Annotated in this window: 30 protein-coding genes and 1 pseudogene; 16 read left to right on the forward strand and 15 right to left on the reverse strand. The window is 69.1% G+C overall.

The genetic code is table 11. From position 1 onward, the window contains the following. Positions 1 to 141: 141 nt before the first annotated feature. Complete coding sequence (gene rph, locus ABZ934_RS23585; protein WP_361316806.1) at positions 142 to 2,736, reverse strand: rifamycin-inactivating phosphotransferase; 2,595 nt, start codon at positions 2,734 to 2,736, stop codon at positions 142 to 144. A 470-nt stretch (positions 2,737 to 3,206) separates the two neighbouring features. On the opposite strand from rph, the gene ABZ934_RS23590 reads away from it, so the two are divergent. Continuing rightward, positions 3,207 to 3,503 carry a hypothetical protein gene (locus tag ABZ934_RS23590; protein ID WP_361316543.1) on the forward strand — a complete coding sequence of 99 codons (297 nt, stop codon included), beginning with the start codon at positions 3,207 to 3,209 and terminating at the stop codon, positions 3,501 to 3,503. After that, entirely contained in the window at positions 3,496 to 4,683 is a 1,188-nt protein-coding gene (locus ABZ934_RS23595) for a PP2C family protein-serine/threonine phosphatase (RefSeq protein WP_361316545.1), read from the forward strand. Before ABZ934_RS23590 ends, ABZ934_RS23595 begins: the two co-directional genes overlap by 8 nt. Positions 4,684 to 4,737: 54 nt before the next feature. Here ABZ934_RS23595 and ABZ934_RS23600 read toward each other — a convergent pair whose 3' ends face one another. The 3 genes from ABZ934_RS23600 to ABZ934_RS23610 form a co-directional block, all read right to left on the reverse strand. Then, entirely contained in the window at positions 4,738 to 5,382 is a 645-nt protein-coding gene (locus ABZ934_RS23600) for a MarR family winged helix-turn-helix transcriptional regulator (RefSeq protein ID WP_361316547.1), read from the reverse strand. A 76-nt stretch (positions 5,383 to 5,458) separates the two neighbouring features. After that, on the reverse strand, positions 5,459 to 6,628 hold the full coding sequence (locus ABZ934_RS23605) for a PP2C family protein-serine/threonine phosphatase (RefSeq protein ID WP_361316549.1): 1,170 nt from the start codon (positions 6,626 to 6,628) through the stop codon (positions 5,459 to 5,461). Continuing rightward, the gene (locus ABZ934_RS23610) at positions 6,576 to 7,082 is read right to left on the reverse strand and encodes an ATP-binding protein (RefSeq protein ID WP_361316809.1); all 507 of its coding nucleotides are present in this window, start codon (positions 7,080 to 7,082) and stop codon (positions 6,576 to 6,578) included. Before ABZ934_RS23610 ends, ABZ934_RS23605 begins: the two co-directional genes overlap by 53 nt. A gap of 241 nt (positions 7,083 to 7,323) precedes the next feature. Here ABZ934_RS23610 and ABZ934_RS23615 point away from each other — a divergent pair, with 241 nt between their 5' ends. The 4 genes from ABZ934_RS23615 (at position 7,324) to ABZ934_RS23630 (ending at position 10,706) form a co-directional block, all read left to right on the forward strand. Next, complete coding sequence (locus ABZ934_RS23615) at positions 7,324 to 7,674, forward strand: PRC-barrel domain-containing protein (RefSeq protein ID WP_361316553.1); 351 nt, start codon at positions 7,324 to 7,326, stop codon at positions 7,672 to 7,674. A gap of 102 nt (positions 7,675 to 7,776) precedes the next feature. After that, positions 7,777 to 8,343 (forward strand): hypothetical protein, encoded by a 567-nt coding sequence (locus tag ABZ934_RS23620; RefSeq protein WP_361316556.1) that lies wholly within the window; start codon positions 7,777 to 7,779, stop codon positions 8,341 to 8,343. Between the two features lie 257 nt (positions 8,344 to 8,600). Next, the gene (gene ctaD, locus ABZ934_RS23625) at positions 8,601 to 10,349 is read left to right on the forward strand and encodes a cytochrome c oxidase subunit I (RefSeq protein ID WP_361316559.1); all 1,749 of its coding nucleotides are present in this window, start codon (positions 8,601 to 8,603) and stop codon (positions 10,347 to 10,349) included. Between the two features lie 15 nt (positions 10,350 to 10,364). Next, on the forward strand, positions 10,365 to 10,706 hold the full coding sequence (locus tag ABZ934_RS23630; protein WP_361316562.1) for a hypothetical protein: 342 nt from the start codon (positions 10,365 to 10,367) through the stop codon (positions 10,704 to 10,706). A gap of 34 nt (positions 10,707 to 10,740) precedes the next feature. On the opposite strand, the gene ABZ934_RS23635 is transcribed toward ABZ934_RS23630, so the two are convergent. Beyond that, complete coding sequence (locus ABZ934_RS23635) at positions 10,741 to 11,226, reverse strand: hypothetical protein (RefSeq protein WP_361316564.1); 486 nt, start codon at positions 11,224 to 11,226, stop codon at positions 10,741 to 10,743. Positions 11,227 to 11,395: 169 nt separating this feature from the next. Here ABZ934_RS23635 and ABZ934_RS23640 point away from each other — a divergent pair, with 169 nt between their 5' ends. Then, positions 11,396 to 12,229, forward strand: a complete 834-nt coding sequence (locus tag ABZ934_RS23640; RefSeq protein ID WP_361316567.1) for an MBL fold metallo-hydrolase — start codon at positions 11,396 to 11,398, stop codon at positions 12,227 to 12,229. A gap of 4 nt (positions 12,230 to 12,233) precedes the next feature. Here ABZ934_RS23640 and ABZ934_RS23645 read toward each other — a convergent pair whose 3' ends face one another. Then, a complete protein-coding gene (locus tag ABZ934_RS23645) occupies positions 12,234 to 13,109 on the reverse strand; it encodes a glycosyltransferase (protein WP_361316570.1) in 876 nt (291 codons plus the stop codon). Between the two features lie 283 nt (positions 13,110 to 13,392). Here ABZ934_RS23645 and ABZ934_RS23650 point away from each other — a divergent pair, with 283 nt between their 5' ends. The 3 genes from ABZ934_RS23650 (at position 13,393) to ABZ934_RS23660 (ending at position 15,012) form a co-directional block, all read left to right on the forward strand. Further along, complete coding sequence (locus ABZ934_RS23650) at positions 13,393 to 14,223, forward strand: rhomboid family intramembrane serine protease (protein WP_361316573.1); 831 nt, start codon at positions 13,393 to 13,395, stop codon at positions 14,221 to 14,223. An 88-nt stretch (positions 14,224 to 14,311) separates the two neighbouring features. Continuing rightward, positions 14,312 to 14,602 carry a hypothetical protein gene (locus ABZ934_RS23655; protein ID WP_361316576.1) on the forward strand — a complete coding sequence of 97 codons (291 nt, stop codon included), beginning with the start codon at positions 14,312 to 14,314 and terminating at the stop codon, positions 14,600 to 14,602. A gap of 122 nt (positions 14,603 to 14,724) precedes the next feature. Then, positions 14,725 to 15,012, forward strand: coding sequence for a zinc-binding dehydrogenase (locus ABZ934_RS23660; RefSeq protein ID WP_361316578.1), 288 nt, complete (start codon positions 14,725 to 14,727; stop codon positions 15,010 to 15,012). 115 nt (positions 15,013 to 15,127) lie between these two features. On the opposite strand, the gene ABZ934_RS23665 is transcribed toward ABZ934_RS23660, so the two are convergent. Beyond that, a complete protein-coding gene (locus ABZ934_RS23665) occupies positions 15,128 to 16,165 on the reverse strand; it encodes a glycosyl hydrolase (protein ID WP_361316581.1) in 1,038 nt (345 codons plus the stop codon). 481 nt (positions 16,166 to 16,646) lie between these two features. On the opposite strand from ABZ934_RS23665, the gene ABZ934_RS23670 reads away from it, so the two are divergent. From ABZ934_RS23670 to ABZ934_RS23680, 3 genes and pseudogenes are all read left to right on the forward strand, one after another. Continuing rightward, complete coding sequence (locus ABZ934_RS23670; protein ID WP_361316583.1) at positions 16,647 to 16,994, forward strand: VOC family protein; 348 nt, start codon at positions 16,647 to 16,649, stop codon at positions 16,992 to 16,994. 185 nt (positions 16,995 to 17,179) lie between these two features. Continuing rightward, positions 17,180 to 17,715, forward strand: a pseudogene (locus ABZ934_RS23675) (hypothetical protein). Between the two features lie 226 nt (positions 17,716 to 17,941). Next, positions 17,942 to 18,316, forward strand: a complete 375-nt coding sequence (locus ABZ934_RS23680; protein ID WP_361316586.1) for a VOC family protein — start codon at positions 17,942 to 17,944, stop codon at positions 18,314 to 18,316. Positions 18,317 to 18,375: 59 nt separating this feature from the next. On the opposite strand, the gene ABZ934_RS23685 is transcribed toward ABZ934_RS23680, so the two are convergent. Beyond that, positions 18,376 to 18,999: a TetR/AcrR family transcriptional regulator gene (locus tag ABZ934_RS23685; protein ID WP_361316589.1), complete on the reverse strand. Its 624-nt coding sequence runs from the start codon at positions 18,997 to 18,999 to the stop codon at positions 18,376 to 18,378. 128 nt (positions 19,000 to 19,127) lie between these two features. Here ABZ934_RS23685 and ABZ934_RS23690 point away from each other — a divergent pair, with 128 nt between their 5' ends. Beyond that, positions 19,128 to 20,081 (forward strand): alpha/beta fold hydrolase, encoded by a 954-nt coding sequence (locus ABZ934_RS23690; RefSeq protein WP_361316592.1) that lies wholly within the window; start codon positions 19,128 to 19,130, stop codon positions 20,079 to 20,081. 185 nt (positions 20,082 to 20,266) lie between these two features. Here the strand turns inward: ABZ934_RS23690 and ABZ934_RS23695 are convergent, their stop codons facing one another. From ABZ934_RS23695 to ABZ934_RS23725, 7 genes are all read right to left on the reverse strand, one after another. Beyond that, positions 20,267 to 20,521, reverse strand: a complete 255-nt coding sequence (locus tag ABZ934_RS23695) for an MBL fold metallo-hydrolase (RefSeq protein ID WP_361316595.1) — start codon at positions 20,519 to 20,521, stop codon at positions 20,267 to 20,269. Beyond that, positions 20,494 to 21,354: a calcium-binding protein gene (locus tag ABZ934_RS23700; RefSeq protein WP_361316598.1), complete on the reverse strand. Its 861-nt coding sequence runs from the start codon at positions 21,352 to 21,354 to the stop codon at positions 20,494 to 20,496. Before ABZ934_RS23700 ends, ABZ934_RS23695 begins: the two co-directional genes overlap by 28 nt. A 210-nt stretch (positions 21,355 to 21,564) precedes the next feature. Beyond that, entirely contained in the window at positions 21,565 to 21,732 is a 168-nt protein-coding gene (locus ABZ934_RS23705; protein WP_361316600.1) for a hypothetical protein, read from the reverse strand. Positions 21,733 to 21,907: 175 nt separating this feature from the next. Further along, on the reverse strand, positions 21,908 to 22,234 hold the full coding sequence (locus ABZ934_RS23710; RefSeq protein WP_361316603.1) for a transposase: 327 nt from the start codon (positions 22,232 to 22,234) through the stop codon (positions 21,908 to 21,910). A 216-nt stretch (positions 22,235 to 22,450) separates the two neighbouring features. Then, positions 22,451 to 23,233, reverse strand: a complete 783-nt coding sequence (locus tag ABZ934_RS23715; protein WP_361316605.1) for a hypothetical protein — start codon at positions 23,231 to 23,233, stop codon at positions 22,451 to 22,453. A 420-nt stretch (positions 23,234 to 23,653) separates the two neighbouring features. After that, positions 23,654 to 24,436 (reverse strand): polysaccharide deacetylase family protein, encoded by a 783-nt coding sequence (locus tag ABZ934_RS23720; protein WP_361316607.1) that lies wholly within the window; start codon positions 24,434 to 24,436, stop codon positions 23,654 to 23,656. A gap of 201 nt (positions 24,437 to 24,637) precedes the next feature. Next, positions 24,638 to 25,063: a DUF2809 domain-containing protein gene (locus tag ABZ934_RS23725; protein WP_361316609.1), complete on the reverse strand. Its 426-nt coding sequence runs from the start codon at positions 25,061 to 25,063 to the stop codon at positions 24,638 to 24,640. A gap of 201 nt (positions 25,064 to 25,264) precedes the next feature. On the opposite strand from ABZ934_RS23725, the gene ABZ934_RS23730 reads away from it, so the two are divergent. Together ABZ934_RS23730 and ABZ934_RS23735 are read left to right on the forward strand one after the other, a co-directional pair. Then, positions 25,265 to 25,414 (forward strand): hypothetical protein, encoded by a 150-nt coding sequence (locus ABZ934_RS23730; RefSeq protein WP_361316612.1) that lies wholly within the window; start codon positions 25,265 to 25,267, stop codon positions 25,412 to 25,414. Between the two features lie 493 nt (positions 25,415 to 25,907). Further along, complete coding sequence (locus ABZ934_RS23735) at positions 25,908 to 26,246, forward strand: hypothetical protein (protein WP_361316614.1); 339 nt, start codon at positions 25,908 to 25,910, stop codon at positions 26,244 to 26,246. Positions 26,247 to 26,297: the final 51 nt, after the last annotated feature.

The following is a 26,297-nucleotide window of genomic DNA, read 5'->3' on the forward strand; positions in this document are numbered from 1 at the left end:
ACGGCCGGGACGGTCGCCGTGACGCAGCAGGGGACCTGCTCACCTCCAATGATCGACGGCCGTCCCGGTCCCGTCTTGAGTAGATATTGCGTCGCAGCGCCCGCGCCGGGGGTCGCCCGCCGGACTCTCGGCGTGACCCGGTCAGGGGAGGATCTCGACGTACCCGTCGGTTCCGTGGACCCGGATGCGCTGCCCGTCGCGGATCAGTCGGGTGGCCCCCTCCACACCCACCACCGCAGGCAGGCCGTACTCTCGGGCGATCACCGAGCCGTGCGTCATCTGGCCCCCCACCTCCGTCACCAAGCCCGCGACTCCCACGAACAGGGGCGACCAACTGGGGTCCGTGTAGGCCGTGACCAGGATGTCGCCCGCCTCGAAATCCGCCTCCGCGATGTCGAGGATGACGCGGGCCCTCCCCTCCACGGTCCCTGCGGACACCGGCAAGCCGACCAGGGAGCCGGCCGGCACGTCGTCGCGCCGGTACGCCCCGGTGACGGACTCGCCGTCCGAGGTCAACAGGCGAGGGGGCGTGAGCTGCTGATACGACCGGAAAGCGTCCTTGCGCTGCCGGATCAGCCGGTCATCGACCTGGTTCGAGCGCACGACGTCATGGAGTTCCTGGAACGTGAGGTAGAAAACGTCTTCCTTCTCGGAGAGCACACGGGCCCGCACGAGACGCTCCGCCTCCGCCAGCAAAGCCTCTTTGTAGACGAAGTAGCGGCTGATGATGCCGTACTTCGGGTACTCCCGGTATCCGATGAAGGTCCGGACCCGGTCGATCATGCGCTTGGTCTCGTCGGCCTTGCGCTCCCCGTCCGGCAGGGCCCGAAGGCGTGACAGCACGTCCTGTTCCTTCTTCCGAGCCGCCTGGCGCCCTTGCTCGAAGCGTCGCTCGGCGGCACCCGGCTCGAAGTTCCTGACGTTGTCGAGGATCACGGGTACGAGCGTGCTGGGGCGCTCGCGCCAACGGGGCCTGGTGATGTCGATCTCGCCGACGCAGCGCATGCCGTACCGGTCGAGGTAGCCCTCGATGGCGTTCCGTGCTTCGGCCCCGCCCGGGAGTTTCGTCAGCTCGTCCAGGAAGCCCTCGTCTTCGACGTCCTGGAGGAAGGCGACCACCCGGGGATGCGGACGGATCACGTCCGCGACGTCGAGCAACTCCAGGCCCATCTGCGAGGTGATGTTGCCGGGGGCGGACAGTGTGAGCGTGTCGGCCGCGTTCTTCTCGCCGAGCCACTCGTGCAACTTGTCATTGAGCCACCACGTGGCCTCCATCCCCGCCATGATCACCTGAAAGTTCAGCGGATCACCGAGGACTCGCTTGTGCTCCTCGAAGGCGTCCAGCAGGAAGTCGAACAGGTCCGGTCCGGTCTTCGTCCGGATGGCGCGCCGCAGGGACCGGACGGACGCCTCGCTGCGCTCGATCAACTCGGTGACGATGGCCGGATTGGTCTCGATCGGGGCGGAGGCGCTGACGGGCCGCGCGCCGGGAGCCGCGTCGGGAATCAAAGGCACGAAATCGTCGCGGTCCAGCACGGTCTCCAGCGCGTCCTTGATCAGCGGATCGGCCCTCCCCACGAGGTCCAGGAAAGCGGTGCGGCTCGCGGGCGAGGCCAAGCGCGGCGTGACGTCGACGAACAGTCTCCCGCCGGCGGCGTGCATCGGCACCATGGCCGTGAGCTGCCACATGGACAGCCCAAGGGGCTTCATGGGGTCGGTCATCATCTGCTGATGGCCGACGGAGACGTAGACGTGATTCCCCTGCTCGGCTGTCTCGGGGACGGGGAACAATGTGGTGATCGGTCGGCTCTGAACGATCCGGAACTCATCGTCGACCAGGCACCATTCGATGTCCTGCGGGCGGCCGAAGTACGCCTCGATCTGCCGCCCGAGCCCCACGAGCCGAAGGACCTGTGCGTTCGTCAGAGCCGGCTGCTCCTGATGCCGCGGGTCGATCGCCACTTCCTGCGTACCGCCGCCGGGCAGAGCGCGAATGGCACGCTGCTTGACGGCGATCGCCTCGACGACGACTTCGCCGTCCCGCACCTTGTAGACGTCCGGGTTCACCACTCCGGAGACCAGCGCCTCGCCGAGGCCGAAGCCGGCGTCCACGCCGGCGACCTTCCGGTTGCCTGTCACGGGATCGGCCGTGAACAGGATGCCGGCAGCATGCGGGAAGACCATCTGCTGCACGACCACGGCCATGTGGACCGTACGGTGGTCGATGCCGTTGCGCCGCCGGTAGGTGACGGCCCGCTCGGTGAACAGCGAGGCCCAGCACCGGCTGACGCACTGAAGGATCGCCGCGGGCCCCACGACGTTCAGGTACGTGTCCTGCTGACCCGCGAAGGAGGCCGTCGGCAGGTCCTCCGCCGTCGCGCTGGAACGGACGGCGTAGGCGGCGTGCTCGCCGTTGTGGACGAGCGCGCGCGTGATCTCCGCCGCGAGATCATCCGGAAGGGCGATGTCCTCGATGGTCCGGCGGATCTCCGCGCTGAGCGTCCGGATCGCCTCCCGATCGTTCGGGTCCAGACGCGACAGCTGATCCAGCCGATCGTCGATCGACGGCGCTTCGGCCAGGACCCGGCGGAAGGCGTCCGTCGTCACACAGAAGCCCGCCGGCACGCGTACGCCCGGCATACGTGACAGCGCGCCCAGGTTCGCTCCCTTGCCGCCGACGAGCCCGAGCAGCGTCTCGTCAACCTTTTGAAGATCCAATACGTACTGCTCGATCATTGCGATGCCTCCGGGGCCGCCGTAACGCGTTGCACTGCACTGTTCGATCGACGCGGGCGACAACGCGCCCCATTCATCGACTAAGACACACACTCGCGCCCTCGTTTCCGCAGGTTGTGGGCTCGGTGGGCGATTCTGCGGCAAGACCCGGGCCTTGCCGCAAGCCCCCCGGTGCGTTATAAGTTGAGAAGGGCAAGGAGAGACATCTCCTTGCCCTTGTCTTTTGCCGCCGACCTGAAGCCGCCGGCACTCACCGCTGCCACGGGATGAACACGTCGGGCCCATGACGGCTCAAGGGCCTGGCTGCGCGGAATTGTCTCCCCGGATGTCGAGGTACCTCGCTGAGCCCACGTCAGGGGGCGGCGGGACCACGGGTTCGAGCCGTAACGTCGCTCCCCGCTTGTGGCTGCCGTCGGACTGCTGCTGCACTCGGTCGTAACGGTGCCCGCTTGCGACTGAAGGAGAATCACATGGCGTCACGAACGCGTTTCGCCGTCGCCCTCGCCGCGGCGGGCTTCGCCATGGCCGGCGGCGGGATCGGCCGGCCGCCGTGCTCAGAGGGCAAGACGGAGCGAAACAATTGTCCTGCGGCAAGTATCATCGGCCGGGGAGTGGTGAGCCGCCGGGTGTTTCGGTTCGTGACATGGCAGCGCGGTTGTCAGAGGTGGAACATGAAGAACGGCGGCGCCGCCTTCGATGATGCGGGCCCGGGCCTCACCCCCGGCGCTCCTGTGCCCGCGGGCAATGAGAGAAGAAGCCATGAGTGATGACCGCGATGCCTGGCTCGGGGCTGCGGAGAGGGCCCTGCGAGCGGCACCTCCGACCGCCCTCCTGGCGGCCGCCGGCGAGTTGCTGGCCAAGTACGTGCAAGCGAGCGAGGTGACCTTGCTCCTTGCCGACTACGGGCTGACCGTCTTGCAGCCCGTGACGCGGCTTCCCCACACCGGAGAGCAGGTCCCGGTCCGTGACGGGGCTCCCGCCGGGCGGGCGTTCTCCGCCGAGGCCCCGATCGTGGAGGTCACCTCCGACCCCGGCATCGTCATCGCCCACCTTCCCATCACCGTACGCGGTGACCGCTTGGGCGTGCTGTCCGTGCGCTTGCCCGAGCCCGTGAAGGGTGCTCCCCGCGTGCTGGAGTTGGCTGCCTTCGCCACGGCCTTCGGGCACGAACTGATCGTCGCTGAGCGGGACACCGATCTGTACTTGCAGGCCCGACGGCGGAGGCGGCTCACGTTGGCTGCGGAGATGCAGTGGCAGCTCCTGCCCGGGCGCGGGTTCAGCCGACCGGAAGTCACCCTCGGCGGCCACTTGGAGCCCGCTTACGCCATCGGTGGTGACAACTTCGACTGGAGCACCAGCGACGACTTTCTCACCGTCACCGTCACCGACGGACAAGGCCACGGCATCGACGCGGCCTTGTTGACCAACCTCGCCGTGAACGCGCTGCGCAACGCCCGCCGCGCCGGCATCGGCCTCGAAGACCAAGCCTGCCTCGCCGACCAGGCCGTCTATGCCGAATACGGCGGCAAGCGGTACGCGCCGTCGCTTCTGCTGAGGTTCGACCTCGCCACCGGCCAGGCGCAGGCGGTGGACGCGGGATCGCCTCAACTGTTCCGGCTGCGCGACGACACCGTGCGACGGGTGCCGTTCGAAGCGCAGATGCCGCTGGGGATGTTCGAGGAGACCGACTACCGGCTGCAGTCTTTCGAGGTGCTGCCGGGCGACCGACTCGTGATCGTCAGCAGCGGCGTCCACGGCTCCCCGAACGAGGGGCGCGATGCCTTCGGCGAGCGGGCACTACAGGAGATCGTCGCCGCGACCCGCACGTCCTCCGCACACGAGACGGCCCGCGCGGTCGTAGACGGCCTGATGCAGCATCACGGTGGCCACGAGCTGCCCCAGGACGCCGCTGTGGTCTGTATGGACTGGCGTGGGAGGCAGCCCTGAGGGTCGACTTGGAAGATCATCCCGGTACCGGGTCGTCACTGCGCGGTGACGCTGTCACGTAGGGGACTGCGGCCCGGCCTGCGGCCTCGTGTCGTCGCCTTCCACGGCGTTCGCGAACGCGCGCAAGCCGTCCAAGAGATTTTGTCGCTGGTCGGACGGCATGCGGGTGAGTACCTCGCGGGCGGCCTCGGAGCGTAGCTCATGCAAGCGATCTATTGCCTCCTGGCCGTGCAGCGTCAAGGTGAGCCCGATCTCCCGCCGATCGTCCTCCAAGCGGCGCCGCTTCAACAGCCCTGCGGCTTCCAGGCGATCACACAGCCTGCTGGTGGCGGGGGCTCCCGTCCCGATTTCCTCGGCCAGCCGGGTGAGGTTGATGCCGGGTAGGCGCATTACCACGATCAAGGCCCTCACCTGCAAGTTCGACAGGCGTGGGGGAGTGGATTGCCCGGCTCGCCCCCAGAGGTCCACCAGAGTTCCGGCCGCTTCCGCCACCTCTCGCGCCATGCCGCGCAGAGGGTCTTCGGGTGGTCCCGCGCGGTCCATTGTGGCCGTCACTCCCCGTGTGCAGGTGCGAATCCTTCTCAGAGAGGAACCGTCCGTTGACGGGCTTCCGACTGAATGGATACGGGTCGTGTGCCCTCTCTGATAAAAGTATCCCTGCCGAGCGCCACAAATGTCCCTGGGCGCGCTGAGTGCCATTCTTCACCCCAGGCCCACCCGCACCGGGCGCAGCGGTCACCGCGTGGTGGAGCGGGCACTGCCCCGCGGCGCTCGATCAGGCGGCCGGTCGGCCGAACCAATCCAAGCAGGTCACCAGCGCGTCGTCGTCCGCGGCGGTGTCACGGTACGCCGCCAGTTCCCGCAGGATGGCGCGGGGCACCGCAGCGGCGGGCAGGAGGCTTGTGGCATGGATGGCACGGGCCAGAGCGCGTTCGCTGTAGGGCTCCCCGCCCTTGCCGGGAGCTCCGTACACACCGTCGCTGACGAAGACCAGCCGGTCTCCGGGAAGGGCGTCGAAGTCCTGGGCGACGTAGACGGACTCCTCGAACATCCCGAGAGGGAACTGCGCCTCGAAACGCACCCGCTCCACGGATCTGTCCCGGTACCGCCAAAGCTGCGGGGAACCGGCGTCCACGACCTTGCCGCGCCCGGTCGCGAGTTCGAACGAGAGCAAGAGGGTGGACACGTACTCCCGTCCGCGGTGTTGCCAGTGGATGGCCTGGTCCGCCAACGCGGCCTGGTCGGCGATGTCGACGCCGGCCCTGCGGGCGTTGCGCAGGGCGTTGACGGCCAGGTTGGTCAGCAGGGAAGCCCGGATCCCGTCGCCCATGCCGTTCGTGACGGCCAGGGTCAGGGTTTCGGCCGTGGTGGACCAGTCGAAGTTGTCGCCGTGAATGTCGTACGCGGGCTCCAACTGCGCCCCGATCGCGTACTCGGGGCGCGCGCAGGCCCGACCGGGCAGCAGTTGCCATTGCATCTCGGCGGCCAGCGTAAGTCGGTTGGCCCGCCTCGCCTGCAGGTAGAGGTCGGTGTCGCGTTCGGCGACGATGATCTCGTGGCCGAGCAGTTCCGCCACGTCTCCCAGCTCCGTGATCGTCTCCGGATCGCACAGCTGCCCCGGCATGCGCACGGTGAGGATGCCCAGCCTGTCCCCCCGTACGGTCACCGGCAGGTGCAGGTCCATCGCGTTGTCCCGGGCGGCGTACTGACCGAACGGCTCTTGACTCTCGAAGGCGCGTCCCTCGGGGGACGTCTGCACCGAAAGGGGTTCCGCCGTGTGAGGCAGAGTCGTGACTTGTTGGAGTACGGACAGGCTGTAGTCCGCCATCAACAAGTCCACCTCGATCGCGTGGTAATGCTCGACCAGCGCGGTGCGAACAGCGGGGAGAAGGTCATGCGGTGCCGCTGTACGCAGGGCCCGCTCCACGGCCAGGAATCTCGTCATGGTCAGGTTCATCTCCTCTGCAGTGGTCCGTGGTTCGAGACAGGCGGGCGCAGACGGTTTTCCCGCCGCCGCGGTGGTCGTACGTGATCTCGACCTCGGTCGCGAGGCGGTGGATCATCGGCCACCCGAACCCTCCCGCGCCTCCGTTCAGGTCAGGCGTTCGCATGCGAGGCGGACGAGAACTGGAGTCGTGGACGAAGACGTCGATGTGGTCCGTGCCGGCCGTCAACCGCAGGACGCATGCGCCGCCGGCGTGGCGCAGGGCGTTCGTCACCAGTTCCGACACGACGAGCGCGACGGTTTCGCGAACCATCGGGGGAACATCCGGTTCAAGATCCTGGAGGAATGCTCCTGCGACCCGACGGCTCCGCGCGACGGCCCCGGGCCGACCCAGGGAAAGGGGCAGGGTCCTTTCCGCGGCGGTGGTTGTCGAATCGGTCCCCGAGTACGGCATCAGGCTCACCCCGGTCTCTCATCGTCCGCGTGTGGTGGCTCCTACCTCGGAGCAACTGCCCGAAATCACAAACGTGTAACGCGCAAGCGGCCCGGCTGCCCCGCGGCGGCAGTCGTCGCCCGGGAACCGCCCCACGTGTGAGGCGCGCTGTGTGGGGCACATGGGCGGTCGCGGCAGCGCCCCCGCCCGGGCCGGGCGGGAGAGGCCGAGGGCCGCACGGAATCGGAAGAGAGGAACTGCCGTGGACGTGAACGTGTGGGGCTACCGCGAAGGGTCGGGCCGGGTCCAGGCCCTCGATCTGAAGGGTTACGAGGTGGAGGCGGCGGACGGAAGCATCGGGAAGGTCGGCAAGCACTCGGACGAGGTCGACTCGTCGTACATCGTCGTGGACACCGGCCCTTGGATCTTCGGCCGGGAGGTCCTCCTCCCGGCGGGCACGGTCACGCGCGTCGACGCGCACGAGAAGAAGATCCACGTCGACAGGACGAAGGACCAGATCAAGGCGGCCCCCGAGTTCACCGGTGACCAGCACATCGAGGACCCCGAGTACTACAGCCGGATCGGCGGATACTACGGCAACCTCCTGGGATGAATCCGCGGTAACGCGCCCGTCAGCGACCGCGGCGCCCGTTAGCGACCGCGCACGGGTCTGGGACCCTGTTCTCACCAACACGCACCACCTGGGGGCTCCGGGATGCCGAACAAGCCCGAGACGGAGGAAGCGGCCCAGTGGTACCGGTTCGCCGCCCTTCTGCCGCGGGCCCAGGGCCAGGACTTCACGGATTGCTGGAAGATCGGGGAACAGGAAGCCGGGCTTGACCTGCTCGTCGCCGGCCTCCTGACGAACCGCATCGCGATCAGCGAGTCGACGCGGGCGGAGATCGCCGTGGTGTCAGAGGTCTGGGGCGTGTGGACGGCGCTGGAGCCGGGGATTCAACGCTGCGTGGGCAACGACCGGGACGACACTCCGCTGAGACTGATCCAGCACGTCGAAACGGTCCCCTTGGACGGCAACACCATCGGCGCGGGCGCCGCCTTGGCCGGTCTGTTCGTCGTTCCGTGGATCACTTGTGACCTGTGCGGACACACCCTGGGACGGGTCTACGACCGCGAACCGTGGGGCGGCCTCTCTCCTCTCGCTCGCGGCTACGTGCTGTTCTTCCCCGGCCAGAACACCGCGACGATCCCGTTCGGCTTCCAGTCGGCGTGGAGCGCGTTGAACGCGGTGCGTCTTTCCTGCAAGCCCGCCAACGACACGTGACCTCGCTGCCCCATGGCCCCCGACCACACGGATGGCGTCATCGAAGCCCGCTGCGTCGGGTATCGGCCGTTCGGGGGAGGCCGGCCCGGTCCGCCGCCGTGCACCGTCAGCGCGTCGGATGCTCGATCACCCTGACGCGAGGCGTTGCGCGGACCGCGCCGTGTGACTCTCCGTAGTACAAAGGTGAGCGGTGCGTAAAAAACCGGTACCGCGGGTACCGGAGCGTCCGTGCACTTGTCTTCCGTAAAGGACCCTTCATGGTGACGTCGATCGAGCCTGTCACGCCGATTCCCGTACGGGGGCGCTCGTGGGGCAGAGTGCTCGTCTCGTGGTTGTCGACGACGGACCACAAGAAGATCGGGCACTTGTACCTGATCGCCTCGTTCGTCTTCTTCGTGATCGGTGGCGTGCTGGCCCTGCTGCTGCGGGCGGAGTTGGCCCGGCCGGGGTTGCAGTTCGTCTCGAACGAGCAGTACAACCAGATCTTCACGCTGCACGGCACGATCATGCTGCTGTTCTTCGCGACGCCGACGTTCGCCGGGTTCGCCAACGCGATCATGCCGCTGCAGATCGGTGCGCCGGACGTGGCGTTCCCCCGGTTGAACATGTTGTCGTTCTGGTTGTTCTTCTTCGGCGGCGTCATCGTCGTGGCGAGTCTGCTGACCCCTCAGGGCACGGCCGATTTCGGGTGGACGGCCTACACCCCGCTCAGCAGCGTGACGCGGACCCCGTACATCGGCGGCGACATGTGGATCATGGGGTTGGCGATGTCCGGCTTCGGGACGATCCTGGGCGCGGTCAACTTCGTCACCACGATCATCTGCATGCGCTCGCCCGGGATGACGATGTTCCGGATGCCGATCTTCACCTGGAACATCCTGCTGACCTCGGTGCTGGTGCTGTTCGCGTTCCCGGTCCTGGCGGCGGCCCTGCTGGTGCTGGAGGCGGACCGCAAGTTCGGCGCGCACGTCTTCGACCCGTCCAACGGCGGGCCGATCCTGTGGCAGCACCTCTTCTGGTTCTTCGGACATCCGGAGGTCTACATCATCGCGCTGCCGTTCTTCGGGATCATCACCGAGATCCTCCCGGTCTTCTCGCGCAAGCCGGTGTTCGGCTACCTCGGCCTGATCGGCGCCACCATCGCGATCGCGGGCCTGTCGGTGACGGTGTGGGCGCACCACATGTTCGCCACGCAGGCGGTCCTGCTGCCCTTCTTCTCCTTCATGACGTTCCTGATCGCGGTGCCGACCGGGGTGAAGTTCTTCAACTGGATCGGCACCATGTGGAAGGGCTCGCTCTCCTTCGAGACGCCGATGCTGTGGTCCGTCGGGTTCCTGGTGACGTTCCTGTTCGGCGGCCTGACCGGCATCATCCTGGCCTCCCCGCCGATGGACTTCCACGTCACCGACTCGTACTTCGTCGTCGCCCACTTCCACTACGTGGTCTTCGGGACCGTCGTGTTCGCGACGTTCGCCGGCTTCTACTTCTGGTGGCCGAAGATGACCGGCACCATGCTCGACGAGCGGCTCGGCAAGATCCACTTCTGGACCCTCTTCATCGGTTTCCACCTCACCTTCCTGGTCCAGCACTGGCTGGGCGCCGAAGGCATGCCGCGCCGCTACGCCGACTACCTCGCCGCCGACGGCTTCACCGCCTTGAACACCGTCTCCTCCATCGGAGCCTTCCTGCTCGGCGGCTCGACCCTGCCCTTCTTCTACAACGTCTGGAAGACCGCCAAATACGCGCCGCGCGTCACCGTCGACGACCCCTGGGGATACGGCCGCTCCCTGGAATGGGCCACCTCCTGCCCCCCGCCGCGCCACAACTTCGTCACCCTCCCGCGGGTCCGCTCCGAATCCCCCGCCTTCGACCTGCACTACCCGGAAGTCGCCGCGTTCGACCACGCGGGCGATCACGGAAAGCGCGACGTCATCGACCAGGACAACGCCGCCGCCCCCCGCGGGTCCCTGCCCGGCTCCGGCCCGGGCCCGGACCAGCCCCGCTGACCGGCACGGACGGCGATGAGCGAGCAGCATTCATCCGAGGTGGAGGCCGGCCTGGCCCGGCTCGAGGGGTACCTCATGAGCCAGGCCGCCCTACACGAGGCCGACGAGGCGGGCGAGAGCTTCGCCCAGGCCCTTTCCTGGCTGGGCCCCGACGAACAACACGTGATCGCCGAGCGTTTCGCCCAACACCACCTGCGGCTCAAGCGGCAGATACTGACAGCGGTCGTGACCCGAGCCGAAGAACTCAAAGCGGAATACAGTCTCCGCTACGCGGTCCTTCGCCGCCGCTTGGTCGGCCTCACCATCGCGGCCTTCGCCTTTCTCGCGACCGTGGTGGCCCTCCTCACCGCGGCGTGAGACCCCTGCCGTGCCGTGATCCGGACCTGCCCCGTCAGAGCGGCGGGGGCGATGTCCGGTCAGGTCCGGATCCCGCGCGCAGGGCCACCTGGTCGCCCCCGCCGGCACGCTCCGCGTGCCCGGCGGCGCGGAGCAGCGCCAGCCCCACGAGCGCGAGCAGGACCAGCACACCGCCGATGACCACGTCATACACCCGATTGCTCTCACCCACCGCCGTCTTCTGCAGTCCCAAGACGAACGGAGAAGCCACAAGCCAGGCACCGCACAGCCCGATGAGCACATCGGACCGTACGCCCGCCCCGTGGTAAAGGCGGGCGGCTGCCGCGAACAGGACGATCGTGCCGACGACGACCTCGTTGACCTGTGCGTCCTTGGGGCCGTCCTGCTGGGCCATCGGAGCCAGGCACAGCACAAGAGCCGCGAGCAGCATCAGCAGGCCGAGAATGTCATCGTGCCAGCCTTTGCTCAGGGTCTCGCGGCCACTCGCCCGCGCGATGGTGTGATGACTGTGCACCGTCATGACGGCCTCCTCATAACGACACGGGCTGTATCACCCGGACCTCACGGTGAACTCACCAGGCGCCTACCCGGCGACGCGCCCCTATGCATTCGCGCGTGCGTCGAGAGGGGTCGGGTAGGGGCCATCACGGGTGGGCGACGACAGGGAAACACCCGGCGAGGAGGTCGGTATGGACCCGTCAGGCGCAGACAGGCTGGTAATCGACTTCATCGGCAATGCCACCCTCCTGCTGAGGTACGGCGAAATGACGTTGCTGACCGACCCGAACTTCCTGCACAAAGGTCAGTACGCCTACCTGGGCAACGGACTGGTGAGCCGGCGTCTGCGCGAGCCTTCGCGCGGGGTCGACGCGTTGCCCCGGCTGGACGCCATCATCCTTTCGCACCTGCACGGGGACCATTTCGACCGGGTCGCCCGGGGCGGCCTGGACCGTCACCTGCCGATCTTCACCACACCGCACGCGGCCCGGCGACTGCACACGTGGCACGGCTTCCGCGAAGCGCACGGTCTTCCGACCTGGCAGGAAGAGGCCTTGCGCACAGGCGACGTCCAGGTCCGGGTCACCGCCCTGCCGGCCCGGCACGCAGGCAATCCCGTGCTGCGACGCCTCCTGCCGCCCGTCATGGGTGCTTTGCTGCGGTTCGGACGGGTGGGCCTGCCCGGGAGCATCAACCTGTACCTGACCGGTGACACGCTGGTCTTCGAAGGGCTGAGCGAGATATCCCGCCGGTTCCCGGGCATCGACCTGGCGGTCCTCCATCTCGGCGGAACCACACTGCCCGGGGGCTTGCTCGTCACCATGGACGCCGACCAGGGGGTCGAACTCGCCCGCCGAGTTGCCGCCGCCCGGTACATGCCGGTGCACTACGAGGAATACACCGTCATGAAGTCGCCCCTGTCCGCCTTCCTGGACGCCGCGCACCGGGAGGGACTGGCCGAGCGCCTCGTGCTCTGCCCACCCGGAGGCACCACAACCGTCGTGGCCGCCCACCGAACGCCCTGATCCGTCACACCGGGAATTCCTCCCGGTCCAGGCGTCGGGCGGCGGCTTCCACGGCGGCCGGGAGCGGTCGCCGCTCGCTCAGTGCGGCCGGGAGTCGTTTGAACATCTCGCGCAGCGCGGTGCGGGCCTCGGGATTCCGCCGGGCCTCCATGACGAGTTCGCGCGTATGTCGCACAGCGACCGGTAGCGGCCGGCGCATCCAGGCCGTCAGCGCGGCGTTGCGGCGCTGAACGGCGGGGCGCCCCGGCCGTACGCCACCGGTCGGGCAGTGGACGGCGACGACGTCGGGGCAGTGGCAGACGCCCCAACCGTGTGCGGCCAAGTCGTAGGCGAGCAGGGTTTCCTCCCCGCCCAGGAAAAGGATCGGGTGGTACCCGCCCGCTTCGAGGTAGGCGTCGCGGCGCGCGACGGCGGCGCAGGCCAGGAAGCCGAGCACCTGCGGCCCGGGCAGGTCGCCTGCGAGACCGAGGGGAGAGGTGGCGAGCCTGCCGTTCAGAGGATCGGCTTCACCTAGCGGGCCGACGTGGACGCCCGCCGCGAGCAGCCCGAGCCGATCGTGCCGGTCCAAGACGTCCGCGGCACGTGCGAGCGACCCCGGTTCCCACCAGGAGTCGTCGTCGCTGAACGCCACGTAGGGAGTGGTGGCGCGGCGAACGCCCAGCGTGCGGCCCGGCGCGCCGAGGTTGCGGCCGGGGGTGAGGACGGTGGCCCGAGGGTGGTGCTCGGCCACGGCGTCGGGGGTGCCGTCGGTCGACGCGTTGTCGACGACGATCACCGGTGGTTCCTCGGGAAGCGCGGCCAGCCGGTCGAGCGTGTGCAGGAGTTGCACGCGGCGGTTGTGGGTGATGACGACCACGGTGACGCGCGCGTCAGGAGTCACAGCCGGGACCTCCGGGTCGTCGGACGGCATCGGCCCGCCCGCAACGCAGCTTCGCCCCCACGGCGAACGCAGGACGAGGCGACAGCATAAGCAGTTCGTCCGCGCGTGGTCCCTTTCACGGCACGCGTGGGTGTGTCGGCTGACTCTGCTCGGGCCGATCAGGGCCACGGCGGCCGACGTGTCGGTGGGCGTCGCTCGTCGGCGCTACCGGTTCCGTGCGGCGCCTGACGGACGTCGCCGCCGGATGCGTTCGATACGGGCCACGGCCGGGCAGGGGTCCGGTGTGGTCATTCCCGTTCATGATGCGAATCCGACCCGGCGCGTCCCCTGGGTGACGTACGCGCTGATCGCTGTCAACGTGCTCGTCTTCCTGCGTACGCCCGGGGTCGTCGACTCGGTGACGGGCGACAGCGGGCTGGTCCAGTCGTGCCGCCTGGATGCCTTCCTGGAGCGGTGGGCCGCCGTTCCGATCGAACTGGTCCACGACCGGCTGCCGCGTCTGGTGCCGACGGGGCAGGCGAGCGTGGGGCCCTTCGAGGCCGGGTGTCTTGCCGGCCCGCCCTCCTACGACAAATCGCCACCGTTGTCGGTCCTGACCGCCATGTTCCTACACGGCAGTTGGCTGCACCTCCTCGGCAACATGCTCTTCCTGTGGATCTTCGGCGACAACATCGAGGACCGGATGGGCCGTGCGCGGTACCTGCTCTTCTACGGGATCTGCGGTTACGCCGCCACCTACGGGTTCGCGCTCTTCAACGCCGACTCGTCCGCTCCGCTGATCGGCGCGTCGGGCGCGATCTCGGGCGTCCTCGGCGCGTATCTGGTGCTCTTCCCCCGAGTCAGGGTGTGGGTGCTGGTGCCGTTCCTCGTCTTCCTGCCGTTGCGGCTGCCCGCCTGGGTCGTCCTGGGCATGTGGTTCGGCCTGCAGGCGCTCTACTCGTACGGCTCGGGCGTCTCCGAAGCCGGCACCGTGGCGTACGTCGCCCATCTCATCGGCTTCCTGACCGGAATGCTGCTCGCCTGGCCGCTGCGCCGGGGTACGACGACCCCTCCGCCCGGGCGGCAGGGCGCGGTGTGGGGACGACAGGCGCGCCCCGGCTCCGCTTGGCGATGACCGGGACCGTTTGAGGGTCGTTTCGTGGCGGACGGCCCGGGCAGGCGCTCCGGGCGAAGTCCGGCAGTCAGGAGGACAGGAGGACAGGATGAACGAGCAGATGCCCGAGGCCGAGAGCGGGGCGCGCAGCACCGAGGTCACGCCGGACCAGGTGCGGGCGCTCCTCTCCGCGCCGGATGATTGGACGCTGGTCTTGATCGAGGGGCACGCCGAGGTCGTCCCGTCCACAGGGCCGGCGGCTCGGCGTTCCGCCGGCGCACTGGAAGTCGCCTCCGGCCGGGACGTCGCCCATCTGGCCGGCGCCGGCCCCGCGACCGAAGACGACGTCGTCGCACTCGCCTCACGGCTCTCTACGATGGTGGCCCAACTCGGGGCGTGACCCGGCGTGTTGGCCCGACCCGGTCCGCGGTGCCCTTGGCAGTGCGCTAGAGGGAACCGGGCTCCTCGGGTCGTGCGTCGAATGCGGCACGGGCGGCGTGGACGCGGGAGGCGTGGTCCGACGTGTGCGGTACCGGCCCGGACCGCACCGCCCTGCGCGCACGCGCCGACGCGCTCGGTCTTGGGCTGGTCGAGCTGTCCTTCACCCCGTCCGGTGAGGACCTGGCCACCCTCGACACCATCGTTGACCAGGACCTGCTGCGGGTCTCCCTCGCCCGCACCTACCCCCTGGAGCGCGTCGCCGAAGCCCATGCCGCCGGCGAGTCGGGGCACACCCGCGGCGAGATCGTCGTCTCCGTCGGCCACGGCACCGACTCCGAAGACGACACCGACATCCATCCGTTGTCGTAGCCTCCTCGGGTCCCGACCGGCCCGTCGGTGTGCGGGCCGCCGGGGACGTGGACGTAGCGGTGCAGTGGGGCCCGCCCCGTGGCGGTGACCATCTCGTCGTACTGACCTGATCTGATCAGTGCCCCGGCCGGACCTTGCCACGGCCCGCCTCACGAGGGTCGTGACCCTGTTCGGAGGAGAGGAACTCCCGGAAGACTTCAGCGGAGCGCGGGTTCCGGCTGCATTGCCACACGCCGTGCGGGCAGTAGTCGGTGATGCTGTGGTAGAGCGGCTTGTGTTCGGCGATCCATGCCAGCATGTTCCCCATGTAGTCAGGGTTGTCACCGTTGCGGAACAGCCCCCATTCGGGGTACGAGATCGGCTTGCCGTGCGCCTCGGCGAAGTCCACCTGCTGCTGGAGCCCGTAGGGCTGTTTGACCTGATCCTCGAAGGAACGGCCGGGGGGTTGGTCGTAGGTGTCCATACCGATGACATCGACCACGTCGTCGCCGGGGTAGCACCTGGTCCAGGCGATCGCGTCACCGCCGCGGTTTGGGGCGAAGTCGAAACGGAATTGGTGGCCCCCAACCGAGCGCATCGCCGCCACGATGCGCCGCCAGTACTTCTTCCAGTTCTCGGGGTCGGGCCGGCAGCGGTGGGTGTAGTTGAAGCCGTTCATCTCCCAGCCCAGCACGATCACCGTGTCCGGCACGCCGAGACCGACCAGACGCTCGGCCAGCCGCCGGAAGTGTTGGTCGTACGTGCCTCGCGCGCCGGAGCGGAGCAGCTCGGCGACCCGGCCGTCGGGGACACCCGCCTCGTTGTGCTCCAGCATGGGCACGTTCAGGACGAACAGCCGATCGGGCCTCTCGTTGCGCCAACCCGCCCAAATGCGCAAGGACTCGGGTGCCCCCTCGATGTTCGCCCAAGTGTCACCGGGCAGGTAGGTGTGCCCGGCGCGCAGCTCGGTGCCCCCGAGCCAGCGCGAGAGGTCCTCCATCCTTTCGACACCGGGCGAGCCGTAGTGGAGGTACGCGCCCACTGCGACCTCGTCCTCGACGTCTCTGCCGAAACCTTTCTGGGGCGGCGTGGCGAGCGCGCCTCCGGTGACGAGCAGAGCGACAGCGACCGTCGCCGAGCAGGCGCCCGCGAGCCAGCGGCCTCGATGGGACATGACGCCTCCCCAAGCTTCGTTGACCGATCGGTCTGGCAGCGACGTTAGTCATCACAGCTGAGGAGTGGGCCGTCCGATGTCCCGATACTGGGCCATTCGCGGCAGCCGACGGCTTTCGCGTGCGCCGAGCGGGTGAAAAGCGTCCCCCTCACCCGCATGTCGCCGGCCGACGGGCCGACAGGTCGATTAAGGGCCGCGCGGCCGTGGCGAACCAGGGCTTCACCGTCACCGGCACGCACGCACGCGGGCCGTGTCGGCTCGCTGAGGTATCCGGTGACCAGGTTCCTCGACCTCGTGGTCTCCACGATCCGCCCCGGCGGCGTGGACCGGAGGCGTCCCCGCGATGAGGACCTGAACCTTCGTTCGCCCACTGGTTGTGGGCTGCTACCGAGACCCGGCAGAGCGAGTACGTGCGGCGGTGACGTGCTGTAGTACTCCTGGAAAGACGTAGGAACACGCTCATTCGGACTTGGAGTCGTCGATGGCCGTTCGCCGTGTCGTGCCCAACATCCAGTCGGCGGCCGCGCAGGAGAGCAGGGAGTTCTATGGTCTGTTGGGCTTCGAGGAGGTCATGAACCACGGCTGGATCATGACTCTCGCCTCCCCGTCCAGCCCGGCGGCGCAGATCAGCGTGATGACCAACGACAAGACCGCCCCTGTCACCCCTGACATGAGCGTCGAGGTGGACGACGTGGACGCGGCCTACGCGGTCATGAGGGAGAGCGGCGCGGAAATCATCCACCCCTTGCAGGACGAGGAGTGGGGCGTGCGCCGGTTCTTCGTCCGCGACCCCAGCGGACGGGTGGTCAACGTGCTCGGCCACCACTGACGGCCCCTCCTGGGCCCCTTGCTCAGCCGCGGACACGGAGCCCACTGACAACCCGATGTGGCTCGTGGCCTCAACTGCCGCCCGTCCGAGGGGTTTTCCTCCCGATGTGGCGGACCTCGTCCGCCCGGCCGTCTACCGTACGGGCATGCCGTGCCGCCTGCCGGTGGTCCACATCAGGAGGATCCGTGTCATCGTCGTATGACCCCCAATACGCTCCCGCCGGTGATGTGGGTGCGGCACTCATGGCCATCGACTCCCGGCTCAAAGCCGTCTACGACGGCAAGACCGCGACCGATCCTCAACAGCAGGTTTTGATCGACCAGTTCACCGCGTCCTTGGGACCCGAGGGAGCCCGCGACCTCGTGGACGGTGCCTGCACGCTCATTTTCATGTTCATGACGTGGCTGAGGAAGGCGCACGAGGCCCACGACAAGGACGTCATCGAGTACGTGGTGCCCCACCTCGTGCAACGATGCGCACGATGCCCAGGAGCGTTCGACCCGAGACCATCCCCACCATGGCCGGCATCGTCATCGCGGCAGGCACCGGCCTGAGTCCCAGTCTGTGGCGCACGCAGTACGGAGACTGGACCGAGGAGGAAATGAACCCCCTGGAGGCCACCGCCTTCCTCCTCGCGGAACACATCAACCGGCTCACCGACGACCGCGCTTACGCCACCCGCCTGATCAGCAACGCCCTGTTCGGCGCGGAGCGGGACTGACCCGCACCACTCCACTCCCGTTACCTGCCCCAGGGTCCCCAGGGGCCCCTGGGCGTTCCGGACGCGCCGGCCCGAGCAGCCGCCGGACGCGTCGGCGGCCTGGGCCAGTCGGGTATCGGGTAGGACGGCGGAGCGACGTACCGCTGTGCATGCCCGCTCCGGCGGTGGGTACGACCCCTTTGTGCGGGAGGGTGCGGGAGCGGTCGAGGGAACGAGGGAGTCGGAAGTGATTCGAAAGCTGCAGGCGGTCGCGCTGGACTGCGCCGATCCGATGCGGCTCGCGGAGTTCTACGCGGGTCTGCTCGGCGGCCGAGTGGTTAAGGACCCCGACGATCCGGACTGGGTGGAAGTGCACGGGTTCGAGGGAACGCCGCTCGCCTGCCAGCGGGTTGACGGCTACCGGCCGCCCGAATGGCCCGGTCAGCGGCGCCCGCAGCAGCTCCACCTGGACTTCGACGTGGACGACCTCGACGGGGAGGAGAAGCGGGCGCTCGCCCTCGGCGCGACGGTGTTGGAGCGGACGGATCAGCTCCGGGCCGAGGCCAACTGGCGGGTCTACGCCGACCCGGCCGGGCACCCGTTCTGCTTGTGCCTCCACTGACTCCACTCATTCCACCACCCCACTGACCCCACCGGGCTTCCCGAGTCATCGCGACCGGGTCAGGTATGCGGCGAAGTCCGGTCGTTGTCGAAGATCCGGTCGAGGTGGTGCCGGAGTACCGCGACGGCCGACTCCGGCGTGCGCTGGCCCACGAGGATGCTCGTGCCCATGGTCGCCGTCATGGCGAGCAGACTGATCGCCTCTGTGCGCGCGTCGATGCCCGGATTGGCCGTGCCCGACGCCCGGGCCTGTTCGAGCAAGCCGGTCAGCGCGTTCTCGGCGGCGTCGGGGTTGTCGATGAACGGCTGTGCTGCGAGCGCCTCGTCGGTCACGGACAGGATCGAGTAAGAGCTGTACAGGAGATGGAAGGTACGGCTCTCCGCGTCGGTCGGCAGAGAAGCCAGCAGCAGCGCCTCGGTCGTGGCACGCGGACCCGGGTTCGGGCCGGCGGCGGCAAGGCGTGCGCCGACGCGCGCGGTGAAGCGGTCGGTGAGGTGCTGGAGCCCGTAGAAGAGCAGCTTCTCCTTGGTCTGGAAGTAGTACTGCACCAGCCGGAGTGACACTCCGGCCTCCGCGGCCACGTCGCGCATGCCGACGGCGTGCAGTCCGCGCCGTCCGGCGACCTGGATCAGGGCCTCGGCGATCTGGGTGCGCCGTTCCTGGTGGTCCACGCGCTTCGGCATGTGCCGTGCCTCCGCTCGTCAGTGGTGAATTCCGGGGCCGGCCGTACCGGACCCTCTTCATGGTACCGCCGTACCAACATCATGGTACGGTCGTATCACAAAGAACGATCGTCCCCTGGAGGTGCCCCGTGCCCGTAAACAGCACCCGAGCGCGTCGCGATGTCGGCCGCTACGTCAACGACACCCTGCGCGAGCGCTACTTCGCTGCCTGCGACGCCGTCTACGCGCTGGGCGCCGCCGCCGATTCGGAGACGGACGTGGAAACGAGCTTCGGCACCACACACGTCTACCGGTACCTCCCCGCGGACCCGGCTGCCCGTTCCCGTACGCCGATCGTCCTGATACACGGCTCGGGCGGTTGCTCCGCCCAGTGGTACCCCAACACCCCCGCGCTCAGCGCCGAACGCCCCGTCTACGCACTCGACACCCCCGGGGACCCCGGACGCAGCGTCCATCGCGAGCCCATGTGGCAGCCCGAGCGCGCCGCCCAGTGGATGGACGAGGCACTTGACGCCCTCGGCCTCGACCGGGTCCACCTCGTCGGCTCGTCCTACGGAGGTTGGCTGGTCATCAACCAGGCGCATCTGCGGCCCGGCCGGCTCGCCTCGGTGACCGCCCTCGACCCCGGCGGCTTGGAGAAGGTGGGCCTGCGCTTCTTCGTCTGGATCTTCGCCAGCCTCTTCGCCACCTTCGCCCCCAAGGCACTGCGCCCGCGCCTCGCCGCCTGGCTGGAGCAGCCCGTCCTGGTCGTGCCGGAGCTGCGCACGATGATCCAGACAGGAGTACGGGCGTTCCGCATCCGCCGTCCCGCCCCGCTACCGCTTTCCGACGGGGAACTCGGCTCCATCCGGACGCCGTTCTACCTCATCATGGGCAAGCGGAGCCTGCTCGTACACCCGAAGCGCCAACTGGAACGCGTACCGCGTCTGATCCCCGGGGCCCGCGCCGAGATCATCGCCGCCACCGGCCACGGACCGCAGATCGACCACCCGGACCTGGTAAACGCCCGGATGCTGCGGTTCATCGACGACATCGACTCCCTCGACCCGGTGGCGACCCGGGGCGCCGGCGACGAGATGTAGCAGCCGGCCACGGCGCCGAAGAGGGCGTGGACGCTGAGGACATGGGTGGTCTTACGGAAGGTGTGCATCACGAGCCCCCGTGGCTGCGGGCCGCGGGCCCCAAGTCCGTCAGATCGGTGTCACCGCTGATCAGGATCTCCGGGCGGAAGGGATCGTGGCGACGTGCGGCTTCCTGTTCCGGTTCATCAGGCGGCCCACGGGGCCGGTCGGCAGAGGCGCGTGCGGGCCCTGCCGCTACGGAAGGGCTCCACGTCGGCGACGTGGCCGGCGATCGGCGCGCCGGTGAGGCGGTGCAACTCGGCGGCCGAGCCGAAGTGGTCGATGTGTCCGTGGGTGACGACGATCAGGGCGAGGTCGCAGATTTTCGCCTCGACGACCGGCCGGGCCGATGCGCGGCTGGGCGGCTGCGCGGCTACGGGACGTTCGTCGTGGTCTCGCACCGGACGGTGACGTCGATCCCCGCGGTGCCGTCGCAGGCGTCCGGCGCGTCGTCACCGCCGTCGAGGACGTCGTTGCCGCCCTCCGCCTCGGGCGTCGGCGCCGTCTGCTGATGGGGCGTCACCGTGGTGGGTGTGGTGGGCGTGGAGGAAGCGGGGGAGGGGCCGGCGGGGCGTTCCTTGTGAGTGCCGTCGCCCTTGCCGTGCGCGGCGTGCCCGGAGTTGCTGTCCCCGATGAGGGTGTCGGTGCCGGGGCCGCCCAGGAGTACGTCCTTGCCGTGGCCGGTGGCCGTGCCCTCGGCGGAGGAATCGCCGGTGATGCTGTCGTTGCCGGGTCCTCCGTCGAGGACGTCCGTGCCGCCGCCCGAGGCGTTGATGCCGCCGCGGCTGTCGCCGATCATGGCGTCGTTACCCTCCTCGCCGAAGAGGATGTCGTTCCCGCCTCCCGACGCGCTGGCGCCGAAGGCCATGCTGTCGCCGCCCATGCGGTCGTCGCCCGGGCCGCCGAAGAGGATGTCGTCGCCTTCGCCGTCGGCGGGGGCTCCCCTGGTGATCAAGTCACCGCGGATGAGGTCGGCGCCCTCGCCGCCTTCGATCCGGTCGTCACCCAATCCGCCCGCGAGTGTGTCGGTCCCCGCGAGACCGCAGATCCGGTCGTTCCCGCCACGCCCGTTGATGACGTCGGCGCCCACAGATCCGATGATGACGTCATCGCCCTCGGTCCCATTGATCGTGCCCGCTCCGGTGATGGTCGCCGGGCGTCCGAAGCAGGTGGCCGCAGGGGTGTCGGCGGCGGCTGCCGGGAGGCCGATGGAGAGCAGCAATGCCGCCGCCAACAAAGGGAGTTTTCGGCCAGGCATGGGGACCTCCGGTCGTCGGACAAGCGGCAGCCTAGGATTCCGTGGGAACATAGGGGGCGAATTGCCTCATGTGCAAAGACCGGGCCGGATGTTGGTGTGCCGTACCCTCCGTTGGCCCAGCAGAGTCGGGGGAAACGCACTGTGCCGACACGCTTCCCAGGGGCGTCAACTTCGCGGGGCGAAGCGTCAGCCGGTGTGAATGCGGCGGGCGGCAGCCACCAGCTCGGCGGGCAGCCCGGGGCCGGCGCAGGCGTGATCGATGAGCAGGCGCCGGTACGAGTCGTCCGGCAGGTTCGGTGCCGGTTCGATGAGTTCTCGCTCCGGTGACGGACCCGATCGCCAGTGCCGCGTCATCCATGTCACCCTGAAGGAAACTGATGTACGACCGCCCCAGCAGTTTCCCCGAGCCGGCCATCTGCCGGCCCGGCCCCAGGAGTGATGCGTGCGCCCCGGGGCGGGGGCGGGGGCGGGGTGGCGAGTTGGTGGTGCATGCCCGGTGAGCCCCCGGTCAGCGCCCGTGGTCGAGGGTTCAGGTGAGCCAGGGGGTGTTCCAGTCATCGACGGTCTCCATGGCCGTACGGGTGTTCTGGGCATCACCCGGAACCGGGCGGCTGGTGGCCAGAGCGGTGAGGATCTTCTGCCATGTGCCGTCGATGTTCCACAGCCGCAGCCGTTCGGCACAGCGGTGCCAGGGACCGTATCGGGTGGGCAGGTCGTGCCAGCGGCGGCCGGTGGTCTGCTGCCACAGCATGCCGTCGATCATGCTCCGGTAGTTCGGCCCGGAGGGGCCGCAGCGCGGCAGCAGGGCCTGGACGGCGGCCCATTCACGGTCGTCGAGGTCGGTGGTTTCGTTCACACCGGTCCAACGACCCTGCCATCGTCCGGGTACGTTTCTGCGGCCCGAGTTCCTGTTGGTCCTCGGGGCCGACCCGTCGATCCGGGCAAGGGCAAGGCCCTTCCCGGCAGCCGCTGTCGTCCCCCGCCACCGTAGCCAGGCGGCCTTCCCTTTCCGGGCCACCACTTGCAGTTCACTTCGTTCGAACCGCAACCGAAGCGGCCGGTGGCGGTGTGGTCAGGCGTCGATGTCGCGGCGGGTGGTCGCGAAGTAGGCGACAAAGGCGACGATGGCCAGGGTCCAGCCGGCGGTGACCGGTCCCAGGCCGAGGTCCAGGCCGCCGCGGGTGTGCGAGACGGCCATCCAGTCGGCGAAGGAGGCACCCAAGGGGCGGGTCAGGACGTACGCCGACCAGAAGGCGGCCACCGCGCCCAGGCCGAGCCGGGCGTGGGCGAGGGCCGGGATGGCGATCAGCGCCGTGAAGACCAGGCCGGAGGCGAGGTAGCCGAGGTGGAAGTTGGTGGCCGTGAGGTCACCGGCGGCGGTGCCGAGCGCGAAGGTGGCGAGCACCGTCGCCCAGTAGAACGCCTCCCGGCGCCGGGTGTTGATGCTGTGCACCGAGAGCGTGCGCTCGGTCGCGTACCAGGCCCCGAAGATCGCGGCGAGGACGAGCATGAAGGCGGGCGTGGCCTCGGTGTACGGGACGCCGAGGCCGACGTGCAGCACGTCGGCCGCCATCGTGCCGAAGACGCTGACCATGACGACGGTCGTCCAATAGACCCAGGCCACGTACCGGTTGAGCCGGAACTGCGCGGCAAGGGATATGGCCAAGGCCACCGCGCCGAGCGCGACCGCGATCATCGGGTCCATCACGTGGGCGAGGAAGTCCGACGCCGTCTCGCCCATTCCGGTGGTCAGCACCTTGATGACCCAGAACAGGGCGGTGACTTGGGGAACCTTGTTCATCGTCTGCCGGACGGGCACGGACGGGCCGCCCTGCCGGAGTTGCGCTGTCGTCATGAGCGGCACAATGGCATAGCTGCCGCTACGTCTACAAGTTTGTAGACAGAGGCTCGGCGGGTCGATATGGTCGGGACCAGGCCTCAGGGCGTGCGGCCCGGCGGCCCATGGCTCGCAAAGCCGTTCACCGCTGCCGTCGAAGTGCCGTCCATCGACTCCGCCGAACGCATCACAAAGATCGCCGGCACGATCGACTCCCCACTTCACAGCCGAAAGCCGAGGCGCATCAGGGGCCGTTGTCCGCAACCCGGCTGATCGACCCGTCGCGCATCAAGCATCGCGCGGCGGACGTGCCACCCGCGCACCCGACCCGTCACATACCGGGCCGTGACCGGCTTACCTCGCCCCGTCGCCCTGCGGCAGCTTGCGCAGAAGGCGGGATCCGGGCGAGCCACGTCGGCGTTTCGTCCGGCGCAGGTGCTACGGGGCGGTGCGGGCCGGGAAGGTGAAGGTGTAGCCCCGCGCGGTGAGCCACGGCAGGTACTCCTTCAGCGCCGCCACGGTCTCGCTGCGGTCGCCTCCCCCGTCGTGGAAGAGGACGGTCGGCTGTGGCGGCAGCTTGTCCTCCACGGCGGCGACGATGGCCGGCAGACCCGGACGGCTCCAGTCCTTGGGGTCCACACTCCAGCCCAGGGGACGCATCCCGCTCGCGGCGGCGATCGCGCGGCTGTCGGGGGTGAAGGCACCGCCCGGCGCCCGGTAGTAGGTGACGGCTACGCCCGGGGCGGCCGCCTCGATCATGGCCTTGCCGTCGAGTATCTGTTGCTGCTGATAGGCCACTGGTTTGTGGTCCATCGTCACGTCGTGGTCGGCGGAGTGGTCGCACAACTGGTGGCCGTCCGCGGCGACCGCGCGCACCAGCGCCGGGTACTTCTGCGCCCGGGTGCCGATCATGCAGAAGGTGGCCTTCACGTGGTTCTCCCGCAGCACCTGGAGCACCTGTGGGGTCCAGCGGGGGTCGGGGCCGTCGTCGATGGTGATGGCGACGTCATGGCCCGGGCCCTGGGCCAGCCGGGAGATCCCCAGCGGGATCCGGGCGGCGCTACGGGCCGACTCCACGTCGTGGGCGGCCGGGCGGTGGCCGGCGGAACCATCGGTGGCGGCGGCGGCCGGTGAGACCGCCGTCGTCAGGAGACCGAGGACGGTCGCCGCCACGGCGGAAGCCGCCCGCCGACGACGTACGGCACTGCTGGTGCTGCCCATGGACGCGCCTTTCCTTTGCCCTCGGCCCCGGTCTCGCGTAGCCGCGCTGCCGATCCAGGCTAGGTCATCGCTTCCCGCCCCTTCCTCCTCCGATCGGCCCGAGGAGCGGCCCCGTTCGTCCGCCGAGCCCGCCCCCGCGCGGGCGGGCGACGGGTCGGTTCCCCGGCGGGGGTCACAACAGGAGGTCGGAGGTGAGATGCGTCACGTCCGGCGGCGGCGCGTACCGATCGACGTGTGGATGCCCCAGCCGACACCCGCACCGACCGTGTACCAGAACAGATCGGGCGCGTTGAACGTGGAGCCGAGGACCAGGCGCGCGACCGTGCTGTGCGCCGAGAGCGCCGCCGGGACGGGGCCGAGCTGAAGGAATTCGACGGCCCAGCTGACCGCCAGCGCGGTTCCGGCTGCCCGTGAGGGCGTCATCCGGGGTGCGACCAGGACGACGAGGGCCAGGAGCAGGACGGTGTACAGCGCGTCCCCGCCGTACTTGGCCACACTGCCCGTCGCAGCGGCCCGCAGCCCGAGCCCCGCGCCGACGGTGGCCGCCGCGGCCGCGGCGGCCGAGAGGCGGCCCCGTACGGGGTCGGCTCCGACGGGGTGGGCGCGGGTTCCGGCGTCGAGGTGCACGTCCCTATCCTGCCCGGGCCCCGTGGGAGCGCTGCGGGGGAGCCCTGCCGGAGGGAGCAGCGGGACGGAGAAGCGGAACGGAGCCACGGGTGGACTGCGTACGGGCAGCCGCTCCGCGCACTGCGTCGCAGCCAGGGCGGCGGTCACCGCACCCGACCCCTCTGCGGTGGCAACCAGGACGGATCCCGGTCAGCGGATGTCGTGCTCGGGGCGGGTCTCGTCGTACGCGCGCCGCGCGTCGGCGATGACGGCGGGTTCGCCTCCTGGCACACCACCGAACCGTCCCCCATGGACTGCCGAATCTGCGCGACACCCATGCACCTGCTGCTGACCATCGACAGCTCGGAATAGGACGGGGCGTAGCCGGAAGCCGTCGGAAGACCAGGGCCTGCCCGCGCACCCGTCCGCCACTCCGACCGAGGTCACGGTGGGACGCTGGGGCGAACTCAAATTCTTCGCCTGCCCGCAACAACCCGGCCACCCGCACCGCTGGAGCATCCAGTAGGCCACGGGGCCAGGCGGGTCACGGCCGGCGTCCGCCCCTGCTTGAGCGGAACCGTCTTTCTTCCGCCGGCCGGAGGAGCAGGCATGCCGTCCCACTGCGGCGGGGTGTCCAAGGCTCATCAGCGGGCGGCGACGAGGCCATCCACCAGAGCGCGGAGGCCGTCCAGGTACGTTCCTCGCCGGTCAGCGGTTCCCAGCGGTCCGCGACCTCCTTGCCGGAACGGACGAATTCGTCCACGATGCTCCAAGGCCGCGGCCGGCCGGATTTCACCGGAGCCGGTCAGGGCGTCGGAGAACTGGGGAGACAGTGACAAAGAACAGCAATCCAAGGAAGCGCTCCGTGGCGTCGGCGGCATTCATACCGCTGCTCGTGCTGGCCGGGCTGCTGTTGGGCCCCGCGGCAACCGCGACGGCGTCCGTCCCGGCTGCGCGGCAGGCTCCGGCCGCGGTGGCGCTCCCGCAAAGCGGTCTCCCTGCCGGCGCCAGTGTGGCGACAAGTCTCCACGCGCCGATGTCGTCCCAAGTCAAGGCCGTCACAGGGAACAAGAAGAGCAAGAAGAAGAGCAAGAAGAAGAGCGGCGGCCTCTTCAAGAAGCTCCTGATCGTCCTGGTCGTCGTCTTCGTGCTGCTCGTGGTCCTGTACGGGGTCCGCCGCGCTCTGCGTCGCAGGTCTGCTTAGCGCACGACGTCGTTGCACCGCCCCTACGCCGCCGGTTTTCCGGCCGGGTCC

It is taken from the genome of Streptomyces sp. NPDC046557, assembly GCF_040645975.1.
GTDB lineage: Bacteria > Actinomycetota > Actinomycetes > Streptomycetales > Streptomycetaceae > Streptomyces.

Excerpts from the sequence above, each read along its gene's own strand:
- rph (WP_361316806.1), bottom strand. The coding sequence starts at position 2,736 with ATGATCGAGCAGTACGTATTGGATCTTCAAAAGGTTGACGAGACGCTG.
- ABZ934_RS23590 (WP_361316543.1), top strand. The coding sequence starts at position 3,207 with ATGGCGTCACGAACGCGTTTCGCCGTCGCCCTCGCCGCGGCGGGCTTC.
- ABZ934_RS23595 (WP_361316545.1), top strand. The coding sequence starts at position 3,496 with ATGAGTGATGACCGCGATGCCTGGCTCGGGGCTGCGGAGAGGGCCCTG.
- ABZ934_RS23600 (WP_361316547.1), bottom strand. The coding sequence starts at position 5,382 with ATGGCACTCAGCGCGCCCAGGGACATTTGTGGCGCTCGGCAGGGATAC.
- ABZ934_RS23605 (WP_361316549.1), bottom strand. The coding sequence starts at position 6,628 with ATGACGAGATTCCTGGCCGTGGAGCGGGCCCTGCGTACAGCGGCACCG.
- ABZ934_RS23610 (WP_361316809.1), bottom strand. The coding sequence starts at position 7,082 with ATGCCGTACTCGGGGACCGATTCGACAACCACCGCCGCGGAAAGGACC.
- ABZ934_RS23620 (WP_361316556.1), top strand. The coding sequence starts at position 7,777 with ATGCCGAACAAGCCCGAGACGGAGGAAGCGGCCCAGTGGTACCGGTTC.
- ctaD (WP_361316559.1), top strand. The coding sequence starts at position 8,601 with ATGGTGACGTCGATCGAGCCTGTCACGCCGATTCCCGTACGGGGGCGC.
- ABZ934_RS23630 (WP_361316562.1), top strand. The coding sequence starts at position 10,365 with ATGAGCGAGCAGCATTCATCCGAGGTGGAGGCCGGCCTGGCCCGGCTC.
- ABZ934_RS23635 (WP_361316564.1), bottom strand. The coding sequence starts at position 11,226 with ATGACGGTGCACAGTCATCACACCATCGCGCGGGCGAGTGGCCGCGAG.
- ABZ934_RS23640 (WP_361316567.1), top strand. The coding sequence starts at position 11,396 with ATGGACCCGTCAGGCGCAGACAGGCTGGTAATCGACTTCATCGGCAAT.
- ABZ934_RS23655 (WP_361316576.1), top strand. The coding sequence starts at position 14,312 with ATGAACGAGCAGATGCCCGAGGCCGAGAGCGGGGCGCGCAGCACCGAG.
- ABZ934_RS23665 (WP_361316581.1), bottom strand. The coding sequence starts at position 16,165 with ATGTCCCATCGAGGCCGCTGGCTCGCGGGCGCCTGCTCGGCGACGGTC.
- ABZ934_RS23670 (WP_361316583.1), top strand. The coding sequence starts at position 16,647 with ATGGCCGTTCGCCGTGTCGTGCCCAACATCCAGTCGGCGGCCGCGCAG.
- ABZ934_RS23685 (WP_361316589.1), bottom strand. The coding sequence starts at position 18,999 with ATGCCGAAGCGCGTGGACCACCAGGAACGGCGCACCCAGATCGCCGAG.
- ABZ934_RS23705 (WP_361316600.1), bottom strand. The coding sequence starts at position 21,732 with ATGACGCGGCACTGGCGATCGGGTCCGTCACCGGAGCGAGAACTCATC.
- ABZ934_RS23715 (WP_361316605.1), bottom strand. The coding sequence starts at position 23,233 with ATGACGACAGCGCAACTCCGGCAGGGCGGCCCGTCCGTGCCCGTCCGG.
- ABZ934_RS23720 (WP_361316607.1), bottom strand. The coding sequence starts at position 24,436 with ATGGGCAGCACCAGCAGTGCCGTACGTCGTCGGCGGGCGGCTTCCGCC.